The 20,948-nt window shown below is 41.0% G+C and carries 22 protein-coding genes and 1 pseudogene; 18 read left to right on the top strand and 5 right to left on the bottom strand.

Going from position 1 to position 20,948, the window contains the following annotated elements:
* Window positions 1-219 precede the first annotated feature (219 nt).
* The gene (locus tag B853_RS16580; protein WP_038886184.1) at window positions 220-864 is read left to right on the top strand and encodes a glutathione S-transferase family protein; all 645 of its coding nucleotides are present in this window, start codon (window positions 220-222) and stop codon (window positions 862-864) included.
* Between the two features lie 875 nt (window positions 865-1,739).
* On the opposite strand, the pseudogene B853_RS16565 reads toward B853_RS16580, so the two are convergent.
* Window positions 1,740-1,991 (bottom strand): annotated as a pseudogene (locus B853_RS16565) (hypothetical protein); the annotation flags it as partial.
* 244 nt (window positions 1,992-2,235) lie between these two features.
* Between B853_RS16565 and B853_RS16555 the strand changes: the two are divergent.
* Window positions 2,236-2,847: a hypothetical protein gene (locus tag B853_RS16555; RefSeq protein ID WP_004402684.1), complete on the top strand. Its 612-nt coding sequence runs from the start codon at window positions 2,236-2,238 to the stop codon at window positions 2,845-2,847.
* A 206-nt stretch (window positions 2,848-3,053) separates the two neighbouring features.
* Here B853_RS16555 and B853_RS16545 read toward each other — a convergent pair whose 3' ends face one another.
* Window positions 3,054-3,356, bottom strand: coding sequence for a hypothetical protein (locus B853_RS16545; protein ID WP_128826952.1), 303 nt, complete (start codon window positions 3,354-3,356; stop codon window positions 3,054-3,056).
* Between the two features lie 357 nt (window positions 3,357-3,713).
* Here B853_RS16545 and B853_RS26710 point away from each other — a divergent pair, with 357 nt between their 5' ends.
* From B853_RS26710 to B853_RS16465, 9 genes are all read left to right on the top strand, one after another.
* Window positions 3,714-3,848 carry a hypothetical protein gene (locus tag B853_RS26710; RefSeq protein ID WP_265102005.1) on the top strand — a complete coding sequence of 45 codons (135 nt, stop codon included), beginning with the start codon at window positions 3,714-3,716 and terminating at the stop codon, window positions 3,846-3,848.
* Window positions 3,849-4,213: 365 nt separating this feature from the next.
* Window positions 4,214-4,579 (top strand): VanZ family protein, encoded by a 366-nt coding sequence (locus B853_RS16530; RefSeq protein WP_038887474.1) that lies wholly within the window; start codon window positions 4,214-4,216, stop codon window positions 4,577-4,579.
* Window positions 4,580-5,389: 810 nt separating this feature from the next.
* Window positions 5,390-5,767 carry a VOC family protein gene (locus tag B853_RS16515; RefSeq protein WP_038887475.1) on the top strand — a complete coding sequence of 126 codons (378 nt, stop codon included), beginning with the start codon at window positions 5,390-5,392 and terminating at the stop codon, window positions 5,765-5,767.
* 201 nt (window positions 5,768-5,968) lie between these two features.
* On the top strand, window positions 5,969-6,484 hold the full coding sequence (locus tag B853_RS16505) for a GNAT family N-acetyltransferase (protein ID WP_038887476.1): 516 nt from the start codon (window positions 5,969-5,971) through the stop codon (window positions 6,482-6,484).
* Between the two features lie 905 nt (window positions 6,485-7,389).
* Window positions 7,390-7,578, top strand: coding sequence for a hypothetical protein (locus B853_RS26110; RefSeq protein WP_227741944.1), 189 nt, complete (start codon window positions 7,390-7,392; stop codon window positions 7,576-7,578).
* Between the two features lie 248 nt (window positions 7,579-7,826).
* A complete protein-coding gene (locus tag B853_RS16485) occupies window positions 7,827-8,381 on the top strand; it encodes a DUF4274 domain-containing protein (protein ID WP_038887479.1) in 555 nt (184 codons plus the stop codon).
* Between the two features lie 130 nt (window positions 8,382-8,511).
* On the top strand, window positions 8,512-9,048 hold the full coding sequence (locus B853_RS16480; RefSeq protein ID WP_038887480.1) for a GNAT family N-acetyltransferase: 537 nt from the start codon (window positions 8,512-8,514) through the stop codon (window positions 9,046-9,048).
* A gap of 1,019 nt (window positions 9,049-10,067) precedes the next feature.
* A complete protein-coding gene (locus tag B853_RS16470) occupies window positions 10,068-10,325 on the top strand; it encodes a type II toxin-antitoxin system Phd/YefM family antitoxin (protein ID WP_038887484.1) in 258 nt (85 codons plus the stop codon).
* Window positions 10,313-10,615, top strand: a complete 303-nt coding sequence (locus tag B853_RS16465) for a type II toxin-antitoxin system RelE/ParE family toxin (protein WP_038887485.1) — start codon at window positions 10,313-10,315, stop codon at window positions 10,613-10,615. Before B853_RS16470 ends, B853_RS16465 begins: the two co-directional genes overlap by 13 nt.
* Before the next feature lie 197 nt (window positions 10,616-10,812).
* Here B853_RS16465 and B853_RS16455 read toward each other — a convergent pair whose 3' ends face one another.
* Entirely contained in the window at window positions 10,813-12,765 is a 1,953-nt protein-coding gene (locus B853_RS16455) for an ATP-dependent nuclease (RefSeq protein WP_160167645.1), read from the bottom strand.
* Window positions 12,766-13,056: 291 nt separating this feature from the next.
* Here B853_RS16455 and B853_RS16445 point away from each other — a divergent pair, with 291 nt between their 5' ends.
* A complete protein-coding gene (locus B853_RS16445; RefSeq protein WP_038887970.1) occupies window positions 13,057-13,503 on the top strand; it encodes a hypothetical protein in 447 nt (148 codons plus the stop codon).
* Between the two features lie 759 nt (window positions 13,504-14,262).
* A complete protein-coding gene (locus tag B853_RS16425) occupies window positions 14,263-14,649 on the top strand; it encodes a hypothetical protein (protein ID WP_038887972.1) in 387 nt (128 codons plus the stop codon).
* 1,989 nt (window positions 14,650-16,638) lie between these two features.
* Here the strand turns inward: B853_RS16425 and B853_RS26705 are convergent.
* Window positions 16,639-16,764 carry a hypothetical protein gene (locus B853_RS26705; RefSeq protein WP_282957160.1) on the bottom strand — a complete coding sequence of 42 codons (126 nt, stop codon included), beginning with the start codon at window positions 16,762-16,764 and terminating at the stop codon, window positions 16,639-16,641.
* 66 nt (window positions 16,765-16,830) lie between these two features.
* Here B853_RS26705 and B853_RS26105 point away from each other — a divergent pair, with 66 nt between their 5' ends.
* The 5 genes from B853_RS26105 (at window position 16,831) to B853_RS16375 (ending at window position 20,728) form a co-directional block, all read left to right on the top strand.
* Window positions 16,831-17,004, top strand: coding sequence for a hypothetical protein (locus tag B853_RS26105; protein ID WP_170001030.1), 174 nt, complete (start codon window positions 16,831-16,833; stop codon window positions 17,002-17,004).
* Between the two features lie 22 nt (window positions 17,005-17,026).
* Window positions 17,027-17,467 carry a hypothetical protein gene (locus B853_RS16405; RefSeq protein ID WP_038887974.1) on the top strand — a complete coding sequence of 147 codons (441 nt, stop codon included), beginning with the start codon at window positions 17,027-17,029 and terminating at the stop codon, window positions 17,465-17,467.
* A gap of 146 nt (window positions 17,468-17,613) precedes the next feature.
* The gene (locus B853_RS16395) at window positions 17,614-18,324 is read left to right on the top strand and encodes a hypothetical protein (RefSeq protein ID WP_050569032.1); all 711 of its coding nucleotides are present in this window, start codon (window positions 17,614-17,616) and stop codon (window positions 18,322-18,324) included.
* Between the two features lie 309 nt (window positions 18,325-18,633).
* Entirely contained in the window at window positions 18,634-19,062 is a 429-nt protein-coding gene (locus B853_RS16390) for a DUF3592 domain-containing protein (protein WP_249027422.1), read from the top strand.
* Window positions 19,063-20,161: 1,099 nt separating this feature from the next.
* Window positions 20,162-20,728, top strand: a complete 567-nt coding sequence (locus tag B853_RS16375; RefSeq protein ID WP_038887977.1) for a hypothetical protein — start codon at window positions 20,162-20,164, stop codon at window positions 20,726-20,728.
* Window positions 20,729-20,753: 25 nt separating this feature from the next.
* On the opposite strand, the gene B853_RS16370 is transcribed toward B853_RS16375, so the two are convergent.
* Window positions 20,754-20,948, bottom strand: a 195-nt coding sequence (locus B853_RS16370; RefSeq protein ID WP_143700811.1) for an IS30 family transposase, incomplete at its 5' end; no start/stop codon positions are given.

Below are 20,948 nucleotides of genomic sequence, written 5' to 3'. Positions count from 1 at the left end.
ATAAAGTTTGTTGGTTCGCAAAGTTTAGTTTGGCTTAAAATTGTCGCTCGGTGCCTCGCGACTAACAAACTGCTCAAGAGGGATTCGCAACGCGTGGCATTTTTACTATGCGTTGAATTTAGTGATTAAGGTGGTATGCAGCGGCTTCGGTATTGCGTTGCTCACCCCTTAGCAGGGCGTTATGAGTCCCCCCCCAGAATTACAGGCAAGGAGCCTAATTTGTTCAAGCTTTACTACTATCCAAAAAACGCGAGTTTGGCTCCACACTTTCTATTGCAGCATGTGAAAGCTGACTTTGAATTGTTGTTGGTAGACAAGAAGGCTCAATCCCACAAAAAGAAAGACTATCTCAGATTGAACCCAGCGGGTCGTATTCCAACTCTGATTGTCGATGGGCAGGCGGTTTTTGAAAGTGTTGCGATCTGTATTCATATTTGTGAATTACACCCTGAATCAGGGTTAATGCCAGCATTGGGTGATGCAAAGCGTCCTTTATTCTTTCAATGGTTAGCATTTCTCAACAATACGCTACAGTCAGAATTAATGATTCGCTATTACCCAAAGCGTCACACAAATAGCGAACTAGGGGCTTCAGATATAGTCTCGGCTCAAAACTCTCGCATTATGGAAGTGTTATCCATTCTTGATGAGCAACTTAAGCAACATGAATACTTAATCGGAAATGAGTTAACTGCATGCGACTACTTCCTGTTCATGTTGGCAGGGTGGCTACCAGAAGAGACGCATGTGGAGAGTTATCAGCACTTATCGGGTTATCTGAAACGTCTCTGTCGCAATCCAGTAATAAGAGCAGTATGTGATTTTGAGGGGATTGATCTCACACCCTTTGAGTCATACTCATAACAAATTGTTTAAGAGTGATTCGGCACGCGTGGCATTTTTACTATGCGTTGGTTTTAGTGGTTAAGGTGTTATGCGTCAGCTCCGGTATTGCGTGCCTCACACCTTAACAAGGCGTTAGTCGCCAGAAAAAGCTAGCAATCAAAATCATGTTTCTAAGCTCAAAATCTGGCAGTTGCTTGTCTGGTGCACAGGTTCATCGCCGATGGTGAAACTCAGTTTCTGCTGTTTTAAGTCCAAAGTTTTGCAAGTGTTCTAGCGTTTTTTTTTCTTTGGTGTTGACAGAGCAGGGCAATCGAGAGTCTGTTTTTGGTTGCAACTCTGCTCGGTGAGCTTGTTGGTTCAAAAGCAGATCTACTCGCTGAAAAGACGTTTTCTCTGGTGTTGTAAGTTCCACGTGGTTTCAGTGACTTTGTTGAAACTCCGCACTGTGAGATTGGTTTTCCAAAAGCGCTTTTTTGGTGTTGTCAGTCCGTTTTCTGCGGTGTTGGCTGTTCCAAGTGGTTTCATTGAATAGTCGCTTTGAGACTACGCCTGACTTAAGTGCATCAAAGCACATAAAGTTCGTTGTTCGCAAAGTTTAGTTTGGCTTAAAATTGTCGCTCGGTGCCTTGCGACTAACAAACTGCTCAAGAGGGATTCGCAACGCGTGGCATTTTCACTATGCGTTGAATTTAGTGATTAAGGTGGTATGCAGCGGCTTCGGTATTGCGTTGCTCACCCCTTAGCAGGGCGTTAGTCGCCAGAAAAAGCTAGCAATCAAAATCATGTTTCTAAGCTCAAAATTTGGCTGCTGATTGTTCGGCTCACAGGTTCATCGTCGTTGGTCCAAACTCATTTTCAGCTGTTTTAAGTCCAAAGTTTTGCAAGTGTCCTCACGGTTGTTTTGTTCTTTGGTGCTGACATAGCAGGGCAATCGAGAGTCTGTTTTTGGTTGCAACTTCGCTCGGTGAGTTTGTTGGTACAAAAGCAGATTTACTCGCTGAAATGACGTTTTCTCCGGTGTTGTAAGTTCCACGTGGTTTCAGCGGCTTTGTTGAAAGTCCGCACTTTGAGATTGGTTTTCCAAAAGCGCTTTTTGGTGTTGTAAGTCCGTTTTCTACGGCGCTGTTTGTTCCAAGTGGTTTCATTGAATAGCCGCTTTGAGACTACGCCTGACTTAAGTACATCAAAGCACATAAAGTTTGTTGTTCGCAAAGTTTAGTTCAGCTTAAAATTCTCGCTCGGTGCCTCGCGACTAACAAACTGCTCAAGAGGGATTCGCAACGCGTGGCATTTTTACTATGCGTTGGTTTAAGTGATTAAGGTGGTATGCGGCGGCTTCGGTATTGCGTTGCTCACCCCTTAGCAGGGCGTTATGCCTCAGGAGAAAAAATGGAAGATATTCTCACGATTTTAAAGGTTTGTAGTGCAGTGGTAGCAATTATTGCAACTTTGATTGGTGTACTAAAATTCAAGTTTACACGCCGCTCGGCAATGATAGCGGAGTATCAACATGCTAGAGCTTTTCTATCTGAGGTCGACACTTTACATCCTTACGCAAAAGACCTTGGCTTTTACACGATCGCAGGTAGTAGTTACGTAAGTTCTGCGGAAATTGAATATGCTATAAGCCTCGAAAACCCAGTTAAGTCTTTAAAATGTTATGTTAAAGGTAGAAAGTACTTTATTCCGTTTAATGAGCTTAAGTATCCCAAGCTAAAATTTAAGCCAAAATACGAGTCTCAACGAAAAAGAGTGTTCTTAACCTATTTTTATATGGTCATGTATTTCTTAATGGCTTTTGTTGCCATGTCTCCAGCTATTCTTTCCCAGTTTATAGATTATTCGTCTCTTACTGACTACGTTTCGCTATTATTGGTTAGCTTGGTGGCATTCGGATACCTCGCGTACGAAATGCTGCAACGTCATCTAGAAATATACTTTGCGCAGTTCTTGTTTGATTCACAAGAAGTACACCGAGATCTAAAGGTAGTAAAGGCATAACAAACTGTTTAAGAGTGATTCGCAACGCGTGGCATTTTTACTATGCGTTGGTTTTAGTGTTTAAGGTGGTATGCAGCGGCATCGGTATTGCGTTGCTCACACCTTAACAGGGCGTTAGTCGCCAGAAAAAGCTAGCAGTCAAAATCACGTTTCTAAGCTTAAAATTATGCTGATGATCGTTTGATACGCAGGTGCGTCGGCGATGCTCAAAACTCAGTTTCAACTGTTTCAAGTCCCAAGTTTTGTAAATGTCCTAGCGGTTGTTTTGTTCTTTGGTGCTGACAGTGCAGGGCAATCGAGAGTCTATTTTTGCTTGCAACTCCGCTCGGTGAGTTTGTTGGTACAAAAGCCGATTTACTCGCTGAAGTGATTTTTTCTCTGGTGCGGTAAGTTCCACGTGGTTTCAGTGACTTTGTTGAAAGTCCGCACTGTGAGATTGGCTTTCCAAAGGCTCTTTTTGGTGTTGTCGGTCCGTTTTCTGTGGCGCTGTTTATTCTAAGTGGTTTCATTGAATAGCCGCTTTGAGACTACGCCTGACTTAAATGCATCAAAGCACATAAAGTTTGTTGTTCGCAAAGTTTAGTTCGGCTTAAAATTGTCGCTCGGTGCCTCGCGACTAACAAACTGCTCAAGAGGGATTCGCAACGCGTGGCATTTTTACTATGCGTTGATTTTAGTGATTAAGGTGGTATGCGGCGGCTTCGGTATTGCGTTGCTCACCCCTTAGCAGGGCGTTAGTTTGCAAGAGGAAAAACGCAACTATATCGCACGATTAAGTGGTAAAAGCTTAAAGTCTAAATTGTCGTATCGGCGTTCAATTTCAGTGTTAACTAGCGTGGTGAAAATCCAAAATTGGCATCGTTTCAATGGTTGATTCGTTCTTTGGTGCGGTGGCTTATGGATTAACTGAGTTGAACTCTTTTGCTGAAACTCTGCTCGTTGTGTTTGTTGGTACAAAAGCAGACTTACTCGCTGAAATGGCGTTTTCTCTGGTGTGTTAAATTCATGTGGTTTCAGTGACTTTGTTGAAAGTCCGCATTGTGAGATTGGTTTTCCAAAAGTGCTTTTTGGTGTTGTGAGTTCGTTTTCTTCGGCGTTGTTTGTTCCACGTGGTTTCATTGAGTAGCCGCTTTGAGACTACGCCTGGCTTAAGTGCATCGAAACACTTAAAGCTTATTGTTTGCAAAGTTTAAAATAACGTAAAATCAACGTGTTGGGTTTGCAAACTAACAAACTGCTCAAGAGGGATTCGCAACGCGTGGCATTTTCACTATGCGTTGAATTAAGTGTTTAAGGTGGTATGCGGCGGCTTCGGTATTGCGTTGCTCACCCCTTAGCAGGGCGTTATAGCGATTCGGAGTGTATCTTGAAATCTGTATTAAATTTAGTTCAAATTCATTGGTTGCTATTTACGATTCTAATAGCCCTAATAATCACGGGTTTGTCCCTATACCCAGTGGAAAGTCTTCCTCCTGTTCCTGGTTCAGATAAAACTCACCATTTTATTGCTTATGGGGCTTTGGCATTTCCAATTGCGCTAGCTAGACCCAAGAAGTGGTTATTCTTGATAGTAGGATTTTTAGCGTTTAGTGGGGTTATTGAGTTAGTTCAACCATATGTAAATCGCTATGGTGAATGGCTTGATTTAGGTGCAAATGGTTTAGGACTAGTGGTAGGTATCTTAATAGCGACTTTTGCTCGGTCGATGATTCTCAAGGAAAAATCGCAATAACAAGGCGTTTAAGGCGGATTCCCAACGCTTGGCGACTTGAGTTCAAATCAGTTTTAGTGTTTAAGGTACAATGGTTTAGGTTTGGTGGTTGGCGTTGCTCACCACTTAACGCAGCGTTAGTCGCCAGAAAAAGCTAGTAATCAAAATCATGTTTCTAAGCTCAAAATCTGGCAGTTGCTTGTTTAGCGCACAAGTTCATCGTCGATGGTCAAAAATCAGTTTCAGAAGTTTAAAGTCCAAAGTTTTGCAAGTGCCCAAGCGGTTTTTTATTCTTTGGTGCTGACAGAACAGGGCAATCGTTCGTCTGTTCTTAGTTGCAACTCTGCCCTGTGAGTTTGTTGGTTCAAAAGCACATCTACTCGCTGAAATGACGTTTTCTCTGGTGTGGTAAGTTCCACGTGGTTTCAGTGACTTTGTTGAAAGTCCGTACTGTGAGATTGGCTTTCCAAAAGCACTTTTTGGTGTTGTCAGTCCGTTATCTACGGCGTTGTTTGTTCTAAGTGGTTTCATTAAGTAGCCGCTTTGAGACTACGCCTGACTTAAATGGATCAAAGCACATAAAGTTTGTTGTTCGCAAAGTTTAGTTCGGCTTAAAATTATCGCTCGGTGCCTCGCGACTAACAAACTGCTCAAGAGGGATTCGCAACGCGTGGCATTTTTACTATGCGTTGATTTTAGTGATTAAGGTGGTTTGCGGCGGCTTTGGTATTGCGTTGCTCACCCCTTAGCAGGGCGTTATGTTGAATAGGGCTTCAAAGCCCACAGGTATTCAGCTACTCTCTTCTTCCACACAATATCTTAGGTATATACATGATTGATCACGTTACAATTCCCGTCAGTGATTTAGAAAGAAGCCGGAAGTTTTATGAAGAAGCTTTTAGTCCACTAGGGTACAAAATTGCATTTGGTGAAAAAGGTAAATTTTGGGCTTTCGACCTCGGTAAGGGCTTCTTATTCGAGATCTGTAGTGCTAAGACTGAGGGTGCTTTAACGAGCTTTCATATTGCCTTTCGTGTGGCGAGTCAGCAAAAGGTTCGAGAGTTTTATGACTCAGCTATTTTAGCAGGAGCGCGAGACAACGGAGCTCCAGGACCGCGACCTCACTATACCGAGAACTATTATGCCTGCTTCGTTCATGATCCAGATGGTCATAATATTGAGGCTGTCTTTGACACCTGGAAGTCTTGATGCAGTTGAAAATGCGGTAAAAGTTTAATGTAAAACACGTGCTGAGTTTCAACATAACAAACTGTTCAAGAGTGATTCGCAACGCGTGGCATTTTTACTATGCGTTAGGTTTAGTGGTTAAGGTGGTATGCGGTGGCTTCGGTATTGCGTTGCTCACACCTTAACAGGGCGTTATGATTTTTATCGAAATGGGGAAGTTGTATGGCAATATCATTTGAAAGTCAGAGGCTGACAGTCGTTGAAATTACTGCAGGGTTGGATTTGTCTAAACACTCATATTTGCTAGAACGAATTCCTCAAATCCTCACGCCAGCAGTTGTAGAAAATCTTCCTCCATATTTCCACGAGATAGGTTCTAGTGAACAAGCCCGAATCTGGCTTGAGCGGATGTTGTTGGAGAGCCGCTTACTTCAAGTAAAAGTCGAGGATAACGAACTAATAGGTTTCTTGTTTGCTTATGTGGAAAATGACGAGTGTGCCCATATCGGTTATTTGCTTGCTGAAGAATGCTGGGGACGAGGGCTGGCTAGTGAATTACTTCAAGGTTTCATCCATGAAGTCGAGAAATCCGAATCTTGGTTAAAACTCATAGGCTGTGTTGAGCAATCTAATATTGCTTCAGCGAAGTTACTTAAGAAGCTGGGGTTCATAGCGCAACCCGCTAAGGACAGTGGTGTGGTTTTCTATGAATATACGATTCCTCAGCCACAATCATAACAATCTGTTTAAGAGTGATTCGCAACGCTTGGCATTTTTGCTATGCGTTGCGGTTAGTGTTTAAGGTGGTATGCGTGAGCTTCGGCATTGCGTTGCTCACACCTTAACAGGGCGTTATGTTTACTTGTATTTCAAAGGCTTAAATGTCTCAGGCTCTAGTTCTTTGTCCCTCTGGCAATTCGTCCCTAGTAGACTCAGCAAATCCGCATTGTCGGCCTAAGTTTTTGAATCTCTCAGCCCGTAAAACATGTCAATGTTCGTGGGTTGCTTCATTGTCAGGTCGTGGCGGTTGGCTTTTTGTTTTACTGGCCCAAAGTCGCTTTGAGGTTCTTAGTGAATTGGCATTCTACCTTGGCAGTTGTCTCGGCAACCTGTCATTGTCTTGCGCTTTGGTTGGAAAGATAGGGCGCTTGTTGGTGCTTAGTCGGGTTGCCTCATTGGGTAGGGAAATGGAATTATTCGTTTCTGGTTGGTCGCCTTTGCCGGCCAAGTCGGCTCTTGCCTTGTGGTTTAGCTCAGAAAACCAGTTAGAAATAGTAGTTCTTTCTCAAGTAAATCATGTATTTGTGGTAAACATAACAAGCAATTCAAGCTGATTCGCAACGCTCGGCACTTTTGGTTTCAACTTGTTTGGTGATTACGGCGAAGTGTTTAGGTAAGGTGGCAGCGTTGCTCACAACTTAATTGGGCGTTAGTCGCCAGAAAAAGCTAGCAATCAAAATCATGTTTCTAAGCTTAAAATTTGGCTGATGATTGTTTGGTATACAGGTTCGTCGTCGGTGATCAAAACTAAGTTTCAGCTGTTTTAAGTCCAAAGTTTTGGAAGTGTCCTAGCTGTTGTTTCGTTCTTTGGTGGTGATAGAGCGGGGCAATCGAAAATCTGGTTTTGGTTGCAACTCCGCTCGGTGAGTTTGTTGGGTACAAAAGCCGATTTACTCGCTGAAATGACGTTTTCTCTGGTGTGGTTAGTTCCACGTGGTTTCAGTAACTTTGTTGAAAATCCGCACTTTGAGATTGGTTTTCCAAAAGCGCTTGTTGGTGTTGCCAGTCCGTTTTCTGCGGCGTTGGTTGTTCCAAGTGGTTTCATTGAATAGCCGCTTTGAGACTACGCCTGACTTAAGTGCATCAAGCACATAAAATTTGTTGTTTGCAAAATTTAGTTCGGCTTAAAATTGTCGCTCGGTGCCTCGCGACTAACAAACTGCTCAAGAGGGATTCGCAACGCGTGGCATTTTTACTATGCGTTGAATTTAGTGACTAAGGTGGTATGCAGCGGCATCGGTATTGCGTTGCTCACCCCTTAGCAGGGCGTTATACGCCAATGTCTAGTCCGGAGGAATAAATGGCAAAAAGATTGACAAAAGAGCAGAAAAAACGCGCATCTATATGTTTTGAATGTGGTTTTATTCCTAGTAAAGAAGCTTGGAGTAATATTTGTTTAAAGCAAGGAGAAGACTATGAAACCGTTAGGTATATGGCAGATCAATTTGATATATCTGATGGTGAAATGGTCACTATTGAATGCTTGCAGAGCAAAGAAGAATTGCATGTAGTTGCTGATCACTATAACTGGGATGATGAAGGGGTAGAAAGCCTTTATGCGATTTTAAACCACCCACATTGTGACGCAGGTACAGGGTTACTTCTTTTTTGGAAAGGAAGTGGCTATAGCGCGTTATCTCCAAACCCTGGCTTTGCAACGCAAGATGAAATTGTATTTTTCAAAGAAGTGTATGATAGATTCGTGAATAAGAAATTTAATACATACGATATTGCTTTCGATGCTTACTATGAAATGTACGTTCCATCTTTAGAAGAATATTTAGAAAATAGCTATGTTGTACCTGCTGAATTTCTTTGCCCTTACAGCAAAATGTATGTCCAAGATTGTTTGTAATGTGATTTGCGTATAACAAAGCATTTAAGAGTGATTCGCAACGCTTGGCATTTTCGCTTCGCTCAATTATAGCCAAGCGCTGCTCACACCTTAATGCGGCGTTATGCCTCACAAGGAAAAGGAACTTTCGATGTTTAAAATCGAGACTAAGCGTCTGATTATTAGGGATATGACTCCGAATGATGAAGACGCTTTTGTTGCTATGTCTCAGGATGCTAAATATCAGCGTTTTTATGACGAAAGCGATTGTGACCCTAATAAATACCGAGAGTTAACACGCTTGTTTATAGCTCAGGCTTCTGAGAAACCAAGAAAATCATACCAATTAGCTGTCGAGCGTAAGGTATCAGGTGAGTTTGTTGGTACTGTTTGTTTACGGTTAGAGGATAATCAGCAGGCTTCGATGGGGTGTGCATTTTCCAGAGTCTCTCAAGGTAATAAGTTAAGTCATGAAGCCGCCTTGGCTCTAGCAGATTTCGGGTTCTCGGAGTTGGGAGTTCACCGCATTTATGCTGAGACAATCAGCAAAAACCTGCCAGCTATTAAGCTCTGTAAGTCTCTGGGTATGCGCCAAGAAGCACATTTTAGAGAGCATCGTTTTTTCAAAGGAAAGTGGTGGGATACAGTGGTTTTGGCAGCTCTTCGAACTGAGTGGGGCAAGGCATAACAAGCAATTTAAGAGGGATTCACAACGCTTGGCGCCCTCACTTCAAGTCAGTTAAGTGTTTATGGCACAATGCTTTAGGTGTGGGTGGTGGCGTTGTTCACCCCTTAATTGGGCGTTAGCTTAATAGGAGTAAGGTTTAGTTGAGTGAGTATATTGAATTCGTGTATAGCATGGTAGGTTTAATCATTGCTCTAATTCCCGTTGCGTTTTGGTACTACAAAAAGAATCCGTCAATCAAAGTATCTACACACAATACTGACAGTAATATTTCCATACTTGTTAGGAACCATAAAGATGCACATATAAAAGTTAAGCATGTTCTCTTAGTCACAAAATCTAGATGTAAGAATGGACTTCATTTTGACCATCAGTCATTTTTTTCGCTTGTCGATAGCGATCAATACGGTTTTCAGTCCACTCAAAATGATAATTTAGATATATCCTTAGAACCAAATGGTTCAGTTGTGAACTTTGATATACCGTATTCAAAGGTGGTTCACCTATATGGGTATTTTTTCCATACAAACCATGCAATGTGCATAACACATTATATTTAGAGAAAGTTGTTAAAATGCCAAAGTGTTATGTGGCGATTTTTCTCGATTCGGGAAAGTACAAGCTTGTTCCGCTACCATCTGAGTTTTATCCATTTTACCGAAAATATGTTGGTCACGAACTAGATAGAGACTTTGCCATTTATTTGGGAGAGCACCCTGATTTATCGCTCGGTTTTTCAACTCGGGAGCAAAAATTGAAGTACGAAAAGTGGTTATTAGATAGGTATTCAATAACAAGAAAAAATTACCACTACCTATTGGAAAATTAAGCTAACAAACTGTTTAAGAGTGATTCGCAACGCGTGGCATTTTTACGATGCGTTGGTTTTAGTGTTTAAGGTGGTATGCGGCAGCTTCGGTATTGCGTTGCTCACACCTTAACAGGGCGTTAGCCGTCATGGAGCTTGCTATACTCAAAGTGATAGAATAGTATCACTTTAGTATTCCTTTGGAGCAGCTCTCATGAAAGTAGAACTAGTTACATCACTTAAACGTCAAGCAACTAAGATCCTCGCCGATCTTCATGACACCAAAGAACCTGTGTTAATTACTGAGCATGGCAAGCCATCTGCGTATTTAGTTGATGTTGATGACTACGAATTTATGCAAAATCGTTTAGCTATTCTTGAGGGTATTGCACGAGGTGAGCGTGCATTAGCTGACGGTAAAGTTGTAAGTCATGATGAAGCCAAGGACAAAATGTTAAAATGGCTGAAATAATCTGGACTGAACCAGCGTTATCTGACCTCAACGATATCGCTGAATACATCGCACTTGAAAATATCGTAGCTGCAAAGCAGTTAGTGCAAACGATCTTCTCCAAAGTCGAACGCCTACAAACTTTCCCAGAGTCAGGTCGTATTCCTCCCGAGCTAGAACATTTAAGTTATCGTGAAGTTGTCGTTAATCCATGTCGTGTTTTCTATAAACCAGACGGTGACAAAGTGTTTATTCTGTTTGTTATGCGTGCAGAGAGAGATTTGCGTAAGTTCCTGTTGAGTAAGCAGTAACCTTTGGGAATGAGCGGCTAACAAACTGTTTAAGAGTGATTCGCAACGCGTGGCATTTTTACTATGCGTTGGTTTTAGTGTTTAAGGTGGTATGCGGCGGCTTCGGCATTGCGTTGCTCACACCTTAACAGGGCGTTAGCTTTCTCGAATCAACTTAAGCTAGGTCCGGCAGGAACTAGCTTAAGTAACGTATTTTTCTAACTGTTAAAGTGCTTTATTATCTCGTCCGCCCAAGCAGGTATATGTATATCACCTTGTTTTAATGCAATATCACAATAATGTATTGCGAGAGACTTTTTAATGGAATCATTTCCTAGATATGCTTTGAGCTCGTCAAAATTTTCATAAGCCGTAACGGTTTCTTTCTTAAGGAAAGGTATGTTTTTTGTTAAGTCTGCATGCTTTTTATTTGTATCTGATTTATAAGAGTAGTTAGACAACAAGTCCGATAGCTGAATATCTTCTTTGGCTATTTCCTTTAGTGCGTCCCACGTTATTTCTGGCTCTAGTAAATCTTCTATTTCAGTGTTTGTGGCTGTGTTGTTAGCTACAGATATTAACTTAGCGTCATCGTTTTCTCTGTCTAATATTATTCTGTCAAATCGTAGTTTCTTTTTGTAATTGCCAGCTTTATAGCCTGGTATCTGTATCAATGACTTTTCATCTGTATCAATAAGACACAGAACTTTCCCTTTTATTTTGTTTAGTTCTTCTGAATCAGAAAATGGTACATCTAAAAATCTGAATAGTTTTTTAACATTGCCACAGCCATTAAAAGGAAGGATATTTAAATTATCTACTCTATCTTTCAAGTACAGGTTAAGATAGAGAGCATCTTCATACCCTTCACATATAATCCAATTGGCATTCGATGACTTGAGTATTGCTAACATTGAACTCATAAGATCGAAATAACTTTTCATCTCGATAGAATCAGGAAAATGCCTTCTGTTGTCGTAAAGATTTGCTAGTGGGTAGCTCGCTAATTTTGGGGCATCATCTCCATTTTCCGACACAAAGTGTAAGCGACCTTCCGAAGGTCGTAATAACAATCCATACCAATGGGTTGTAAGGAGTAGTTGGTGACAATATTGCTCAGATAACTCAGTCAATCGAGCAAATTGAGAAAATCTATGTGCAGAATCTAATGAGTTTTCTGGTTCGTCGATAGCTAATATTACTTTTTTATTCATTTGGTTTGTTGATAACAAAGTAATAGCAACATCCATGAGCGCTAATCGTTGTTGACCAGAGCTAAGGCTGTTTATGTGTTTACCATCTTTAGTCAGTGGACGTATACTGAAATACTCTTTCAATATTGATGCAAGAATATCATTTGGCTTGACGGTTTTCTTATTTGTTCCTTTGGGCTCAAATTTATAGCCGCTAAGAAGCTTAGTGTTGATACTTTTGATGTAATCATCGAGATTGGAGTTTATCAAGTCAACAATACTACTTTTTCTTCCACCAGTTTTGTTTCCAGTTGAGTCGTAGTTCTTTTTCGAAAGCAGGCTTATTATCTCATCTGTTACACTCTTATCCATCAGGGCTTGCATCTCATTTGCCTGTAAACTTAAGATGTCACTTATTGAGCTCTCAATGGGAATATATACGTATGTATAGTGGGAAATTAGCTTTTCGAAAAGGCTTGTTATTTTTGCTTTCGATACCCCGTAGCGTTTTGTTTGGTTAACTATATAACTGTGCACGGTAGAAGTTAAAACGACATTCCCTGTTCGGTCCTTACCTATACAGAATAATAGGTAGTCATCACGATCTATATTTTTTTCTAATTCATTTCGCCATTCTGCGAACGTGATATAGTGTTCAGGATTGCTTATCTTCCTCGGATCAAGGTTCCAGAAAGCATCCGAAATTTTTTCTTCTTCGGAGCTAAAGTTAAAATCTGACTTCTTTATCAAAAAAACCGGACATATAAATGTACGGTCCTTTCGTTGTCCTAGCGTAGTATCCCAATGCTTAAGCTCTACTTCGTTCATTAGGCAGTTAAGCGACTCAAGGATCGATGACTTTCCTATTCCATTTTCACCTATAAAAACATTGAGGTTTTCGCGCATTTCATAGTTGAAGGGAATAAAGTTAATGTTGCTATAACATTTATAATTTCTTAAAAACAGTCCTGCAATCAAAGGTGACACCATTAAGTAAGTCTTGCGATTATGACAATAGTAACATATACGGTTATTAGTAGAACTAAACTTCATACGATTTATGTGGAAAAGTTCATATAATCAGTGCTTTATCTGGACATTTTACTGCAAGAAAGCTAACAATCTGTTTAAGAGTGATTCGCAACGCGTGGCATTTTTACTATGCGTTGCGTTTTTGTGTTTAAGGTGTTCTGCGGAGGCTTTGGTATTGCGTTGCTCACACCTTAACAGGGCGTTATGAAGCGTCGCTATTTAGCTTAGAGATTTGTGATGAAAAAAGGACTAATTTATCTATTACCTCTGCTTCTCTTTGGCTGCTCAGCGAAAGTTGATAAGCTGAGTTACTTGAAAGTATGGGATGACAAATGGCAAGAGTGCGACAAAATTGGTGAACAAACGATATTGGATTTCCCCAAATCCGAATGGTTTGAAAGCTTGAGTCTGGACGACAAAAGAGAAGTGTTCTTATACATTCATTTTCTTAAAGACTATGAGTGCACACAAGCTGAGGCGACTAATCTCAAGGCTGTGTTAGATGAAGCGGACATCACTACGTTAAATGAAGTCTTAAAAGGCTTTATCTACTTTGATAAGCCAAGTGATTCAAAAATTCAGCATTTAGACCAGCGGCAAGTTGAAGTTTTGTCTAGTGAAATCAGTAGCCCTTTTAATGCGTTAGCTACCGCTGAAGAAATGGGGTTAGTTAAACATCAGTGAGAGCGCGCCTCATAACAAATTGTTCAAGAGTGATTCGGCACGCGTGGCATTCTTACTATGCGTCAGGTTTTGTGGTTAAGGTGGTACGCGGAGGCATCGGTATTGCGTGCCTCACACCTTAACAAGGCGTTAGTTTGCAAGAGGAAAAACGCAGCTATATCGCAAGATCTAGTGGTAAAAGCTCAAAGTTGAAATTGTCGTATCGGCGTTTAATTTCAGTGTTAACTAGCGTGGTGAAAATTCAAAATTGGCATCGTTTCAACGGTTGATTTGTTCTTTGGTGCGGCGACTTTTGGGTTAACTGAATCGAACTTTTTTGCTGAAACTCTGCTCGTTGAGTTTGTTGGTACAAAATCGATTTACTCGCTGAGATGGCGTTTTCTCTGGTGTGGTAAGTTCATGTGGTTTCAGTGGCTTTGTTGAAAGTCCGCATTGTGAGATTGGTTTTCCAAAAGCGCTTTTTGGTGTTGTGAGTTCGTTTTCTGCGGCGTTGTTTGTTCCACGTGGTTTCATTGAGTAGCCGCTTTGAGACTGCGCCTGACTTAAGTGCATCAAAACACATAAAGTTTGTTGTTTGCAAAGTTTAAAATAACGTAAAATCAACGCTTTGGGTTTGCAAACTAACAAACTGCTCAAGAGGGATTCGCAACGCGTGGCATTTTTACTATGCGTTGGTTTAAGTGATTAAGGTGGTATGCGGCGGCTTTGGTATTGCGTTGCTCACCCCTTAGCAGGGCGTTATATTTTCGAGATTCAGTTATGGACAAGACTATTAAAGATAAAATTCAGAATGAACTGCTAGTAACAATTTCACACGACCTTTGGTGTAAAATTGAACCAGAGGCTGACTTTTTCTGGTTTCCAAAAATGAGTGCTCCAGAGTTAGAAAACTGGTGGATCAATCAAGATACGATGGTTGATTATAGCGACGACCCATATTCTTTGCCTGGAGAGGTAATTCTAGCTGACAGCGAAGAGCTGAAGAGCTTATGTGATGAAATTGCACTTGAATCCCACCATGTATTTTTAGTTACTGATGGCGATCAAGGCAGTCATTTAATCAGTCCAACGCGCGGAACATTATTTCATCAAGGTTATGTCGGGCCTATATATGGAACAAAGTATTGGTCATGGGATCTCAATTGAACAAAAATATAACAAAGCGTTTAAGACAGATTCCCAACGCATGGCATTTTTCATTCATCATTAGGTTTTGTGTTTAAGGTGGTATGGTTAGGTGTTGTGGTGGCGTTGCTCACTACTTAACGCGGCGTTATATTGCATAAGATTCAAAGGGTTAAATTATCCGTTTATCTTTGTTCTGCGTTCAAGCTACACACCTGTTCGTCTCGTGAAAGTTGCCATCAAAATGACCATCGCACGTAGAATGTCTTGCGGTTAATTAGCTGCAACGTCACGCAAGTCTCCTCGTTAGTAAGTTTCGCTGGCTCAAGTTCATTTTGCGCGGCTTGTTTTTCGTGGAGACCTCATTGAAAGTTGTGGTTTCAGCGCACTTTGCTGTCAGGTTTCTCGCTCGAATTCTTTGTCATTCTGGGTGATTAAATTGCTCCAGTTTTAGCTCATTTCGCTTCTTAGCCAAGTGCGTTTTGTTGTCTATGATTGAGTTTCGAACTATCCATTTTACTTCTGAGTTCAAAGCCAGTAGATTTGTAACCAATTCAGCACCTTGGCGCTAAACTTAGCTCTGTCGTGCGGGCAATATAACAAAGCATTTAAGAGGGATTCTCAACGCTTGGCATTTTTGCATTTACTTCAAATTTAGTGTTTACGGTACAATACTTTAGGTTGGGTGGAGGCGTTGTTCACCCCTTAATGCGGCGTTATACGCTATATGAAGAAAGCCTAAAAATTCAGGTCAAAAATTGCGATTTTCAGCGTTGATTCGTGGTGTTTGGGCGTCGAGATATTCCTGCTTCAATTTTAATTTTCCTTGGTTCTTTGCTCACTTTCGGCTTGCCGTTTGTGTGATGGTTTTCTTCTTTGGTGCTGATTTTTCGGGGTCAGTCCAGGCTGCGTTTTTCGCTGAGATTCAGCTCTGTGAATTTGCCTTTTTAAAAGCCGACTTACTCGCTGAAAGGGCGCTTTCTCTGGTGTGGTGAGTTCACGTGGTTTCAGTGAGTTTGTGGAAAGTCCTCATTGTGAAATTGTCTTTCCAAAAGTGCTTTTTGGTGTTGCAGGTCCGTTTTTTGCGGCGCGGTTTGTTCCAAGTGGTTTCAGTGACAAGCCGCTTTGAGTCTAAGCCTGACTTAAGTGCATCAAAGCACATAAAAATCATGGTTTCAAAGTGGGGCTTGGCATAAAATCTTGGCTTAAACGTTCGTGCGTATAACAAACTGTTTAAGAGTGATTCGCAACGCGTGGCATTTTTATCATGCGTTGGTTTTAGTGTTTAAGGTGGTATGCGGAAGCTTCGGTATTGCGTTGCTCACACCTTAACAGGGCGTTATGCAATGAGAGCAGAATTGGTAGTAATCGTCTTTTTTGTTCCCTCCGGCTATCGGTTTCTGGTATCGGCAAATCGGCATTGTCGCCCTTAATTCTTGAATGTCTCCAGCCGTAAAACATGCCAAGTTTCGTGGGTTGCCTCATTCAGTTTTCGATCTGGTTGGTGGTGAGTTTTTCGGGCTTAAAGTGTGGAAAGGGCAAAGTGAACGACAGCCCAAATCTGCTGAAGCTCTGGCTCTTTTAGTTATTTGTCGCAAAAGCATTTTTACGCGCTGAACTTCAGTGCTTGTTACTTGTTGAGGCTTTGGGTTTCTAAAGTTCGTGAACTTCGTAGAGTTCTGTTGTTTTGGGAACTGTTTTTGGCTTAATGGCTTTGGTTTCTGTGGTAAGTTGCAGGCTATGTCGCTGAATTTGCATAACAAAATGTTCAAGGAGGATTCGCAACGCTTGGCGAATTCTGTTTAAATTCAGCAACAGTGTTTAAGGTGGTTTGCCGAGGCTTCAGTGTAATGCGTTGGCTCACCCCTTAACATGGCGTTAGCTAGTATTTAAAGAAACTAAGGGCTTAAGTGCTCATGCATACGGGGCTCTAGCTTCACACTTGATAGTTTAAAGGCACGAAGTATCTCGCCAGTGGCACTGTTCGAAAAGTGTTTGAATCAACCGAAGTCAGCTTACTGAAGTGGTGTGTTTGTTTAGTTCTTTGGTGCGGCTTCTTGGATGTTGGAATGCTGCCGTGGCTAAATCAGTTTTGCGCACTTGGTAGTGGGCTTCTTCGAAAGTATTCTCTGTCAAGCATGGTTCATCATTTAAGTTTAGGTTTTCGAGCTGTCCAATTTACATTGTCATTTAAAAGCGATAATGTATTTCAAATTAGGCACTTGGGTGAAAAACTCAACCTTCTTCGTAGCAGCTAACAATCTGCTTAAGACGGACTGTCAACGCGGGGCAATTTTAGTTCAAGTCGGGTATAGTGTTTACGGTGGTTTGGTTAAGTGCGGTGGTCGCGTTGTCAGCCACTTAGCAGGGCGTTAGCTATTTAAGGAAAAATGACAGTATGAATGGAACGGATCTTAAAAGTCTGTTTATTGGTATTTTAGGGACTGTAATAGTGATGTTTGTTGTTGCAGTATACAAAAAGTCGAGAGCTAAGAGTCTCAAAGATGACATTGACCTTATCGACTTTGAAATCGAACATCTTGGAAAAATCAGAAAATCTAGTGTTGAAATGAGCCGTTCCTCTTTCAAAGGAATATTTGCAATGTTCTTTCTTTTCGGCTTGGCTAACTTAATACCTCTTGCATTTGATCTTGCTGGCCTAGGAAACCTTTTTCGCATCCCCCAAATGGCTTCACTTATTCTTTGGTCTGCGTTTGTAGGCGTAGCATATCGTTGGTGGCAAAGGTATGACAACCTTAAAAACTATCAAGAGGCGATTGCTAAACTAGAAAGCAAAAGGCTAGTCAAAGAGGCTAAATTGAAAAAGTTGAGTACATAGCTAACAAACTGTTTAAGAGTGATTCGCAACGCGTGGCATTTTCACTATGCGTTGCGTTTGGTGTTTAAGGTGGTATGCGGGAGCTTCGGTATTGCGTTGCTCACACCTTAACAGGGCGTTATAACTAATTGGGGAGTTCGAAGTAGATGAAACTAGAGATTGGTAATGGACTTGAACTTGATACAACTTTATGTCGGTATTTCTCATTCGAGTCTTTTGTTCACCTTGTTGAAACGGGAATGCTCACTTTCACCAAAGTTTCTAATTGGGATGACCCATGGGAAACTGAGCTTTCAAATTACGATTGTGACGAAAAAGGCAATAAAGCCTTGTATTCAAGGTCTCAGCATTTTTTTGGTCAATGTTGGACAACCAAATTAGAATCTGATGCTATGTGGAGGATTTATTCGCCTTCAAAATCTGGAGTAAAAATCACCACAAATATTTGTCAGTTTGACTTGTTGCAAAACATTCGACGTTTAGGTGTAGAGAAAGTAGTTTACTTTTCTCACTGGAAACAATTGCCCGAGTTAACTAACGCAGATAAAAGCCCTTATCTTGATGTGCGCTATAAGCGAGATGCTTTTAGCCATGAAGAAGAGGTTAGGTTTATAGTTCATCCTGATTCGGTATTTGACGGTGATTTTTGGGATAACTCACACATCAACTTGCCTATCAGCGTTGATAGCTTTATTCAATCCATTGAAATTGACCCTAGAGCACCAGTTTGGGTTGTTGATATGATTGAAAATTATGTTAAACGCGTGTTACCTGAGGTGTCGCTCGGTAAGTCTAATTTGTACCAGAAAAATACGGAGTTCAAACTAGTTAAAAAATGGGTTCCGGTGGAAAATTAGTTATAACAAAGCGTTTAAGACGGATTCCCAACGCATGGCGTTTTCGGCTTACTTTGGGTTAAGTGTTTATATCACAATGGTTTAGGCAGGGTGGTTGGCGTTGCTCACCACTTAACGCGGCGTTAGCACAAAATTTTGCGACGACAGTGGTGTAATTAGGTGATTACGAATTTTGGCTTCCGGTTAATATAAAAGTCAGTTTTCTAGACGTTAAATGAACGGATGTTAAAAAAGTACCTACGTATTCTATTGATACTACTATTTTCGCCAATGTTTTTGCTTCTCGTGTATGTCGCTGTTGGAACGCCGATGAAGATTGGATTTGGGTGTTATGTTTCTCAGGACTGGAACGTGATTCCTGCAAAGATAATTAGCGCAGAAGTCGAATCTATGAAATATGAAGATACGAATCGTCGTCGGCAAATTTCCTATGCTCCTAAGGTCTCATATGAATATAACTATGGCGGTAAGATATATGTAAGTAATCGTTACTCATGGGTGAAATCATATGATAACGGTGAGTTACACGATGCAGCTAAGAGGCTTGTATATAGCAAGCAGAAAGGGAAAAATATAAAAATATTCGTTAATCCAGCAAAGCCTAGTGAGTCTGTTGTAGAAAGAATGTGCGATAGTTACACTTCGAAGTTGTATATATTTGGGGGTGTTTTTACACTTTCCATCGTCAGTATGTTTATCGCTGCATTTGTTTTTTCAAGACGAAAAAGCAATGAATAATTAGGTGGTGAACTTTTGTGCTAACAAACTGTTTAAGAGTGATTCGCAACGCGTGGCATTTTTACTATGCGTTGAATTTACTGTTTAAGGTGGTATGCGGGAGCTTCGGTAGTGTGTTGCTCACACCTTAACAGGGCGTTATGCGCCAAAGGGTGAAAGTAAATCTGGATGATTCCAAGGCTAGTTCTTTGGTGCTGTAACTGGCGGTAAAGTCGAGAGTTTTCTAGCGGTTGAAAATCCTCACGGTGAGCTTGTCGGCTCAAAAGGTTTTCCGTTGGTTGAGCGTCAGCTTTCTCTGGTGTTGTTCGTTCACGTGCGCTTCAATCAAAAGTCGTGGTGAAACTGCGCCCGACTTGAGTTACGGGTTTTACGATAGATCTCCAATAAAGTTGCCGTATATTGTTTGGTTGTTGAAGCGTTTTGGTGCTCAAGTGAGTAAGCGCATAACAAGGCGTTTAAGGCAGATTCGCAACGCATAGCATTCTCAGTTCAAATTGAGTTTTGTGTTTACGGCACAATGGTTTAGGTTATGTGAAGGCGTCGCTCACTACTTAACGCGGCGTTATGTGCATGAGGCTGAAAATCATTTCTGTATTTTTGATAAGCCATCAATTAAGATGGCTTAGGTCTCAAAATCTAGTCTATTTGTTTGGCGACGATCAGCCTAGATATTTTAAAGTGATACTAACTAGCGTTAGTAAGCAAATTGCGACTTCGATTAAATCGTTTAGCAATATGACCTCCTATTGTTGTAGGTGAAGAAGCCACTAATGCTGACGTAACTAGTTCACATTAGTGGTTTTTTTGTATCCGAAAACAATCATATCTGACGTTTTGTTAACTTACAAACAGTTTTTCAACGGCAAGTTACTGATGTATATAGTGTTTTTGTGGATAACTCTAAAAAATCCATTAAAATCAACAGCAAGTTATTAACAGGTGATCTGGTTAGGAATGCACATAACAAACTGTTTAAGAGGGATTCGCAACGCGTGGCACTTTCGCTATGCGTTGGTTTTAGTGTTTAAGGTGCTATGCGGCGGCTTCGGTAATGCGTTGCTCACCCCTTAACAGGGCGTTATGTGATTGGAGTAAATAAATGAATTCTCGGTTGTTTCTACAATGGCTTGAGTATGCAATAGATCGGGTTGGTAATGGTTACTTTGGTCATGCGGAAAGGGTATATTGCTATGAGCTTTATCATTTTGTACGCGTAGCAATGCATGCTTATGAAAGACAATATGGTCAAATTGAGAATGTGTTTTTACATTCTGAATTAGTAAAATCAATCGTACCCGATGAAGAGGCTCAAGTACTGGAAATTTTGCCACTTCAAAGTAGGCGAATGCCTGATTTTCTTTTCCATTCTCCCGGGAATACAGATCATCAGTTGGTTGCTATTGAAGTAAAAGTGACTTCACCATTGAGTCTTGATGAACTGGTAAGTGATCTGCAAAAACTTTCGGAACTAAGAGTTAACTATCGCTATGAAATGGTAATATTTCATTGTGTAAACACCTCCATTGATAGGATTTTCACCTTAATTGAAAGAGCCTTAAATCGAGGCATTGAGTTGGATCCACAGATTTTAGTCATATGTAAACCAGCATATGGGGAAGCAATTCAAAAAATGACTGTCGGTGCCATAGTTGAAGAAATCACTTAGTATCAAGTTTGAAGTGCGACACTTTTTACAGATGCGCATGAATATACTCCGTTGGTGTCCTATACCCAAGTCTTTTGCGTGGGCGCGTATTTAGTTTGTGTGCAATTTCATTGCAGAGCTTCTGTGTCACATGTGACATAGAAGTTCGTTTTGGTAAGTATTGTCGTATCAAGCCATTGGTGTTTTCATTAGTGCCTCGTTCCCATGAGTGGTATGGGTT

It is taken from the genome of Vibrio rotiferianus CAIM 577 = LMG 21460, assembly GCF_002741985.1.
Classification (GTDB): Bacteria; Pseudomonadota; Gammaproteobacteria; order Enterobacterales; family Vibrionaceae; genus Vibrio; species Vibrio rotiferianus.
This window is presented reverse-complemented; position numbering and strand designations above follow the sequence as displayed.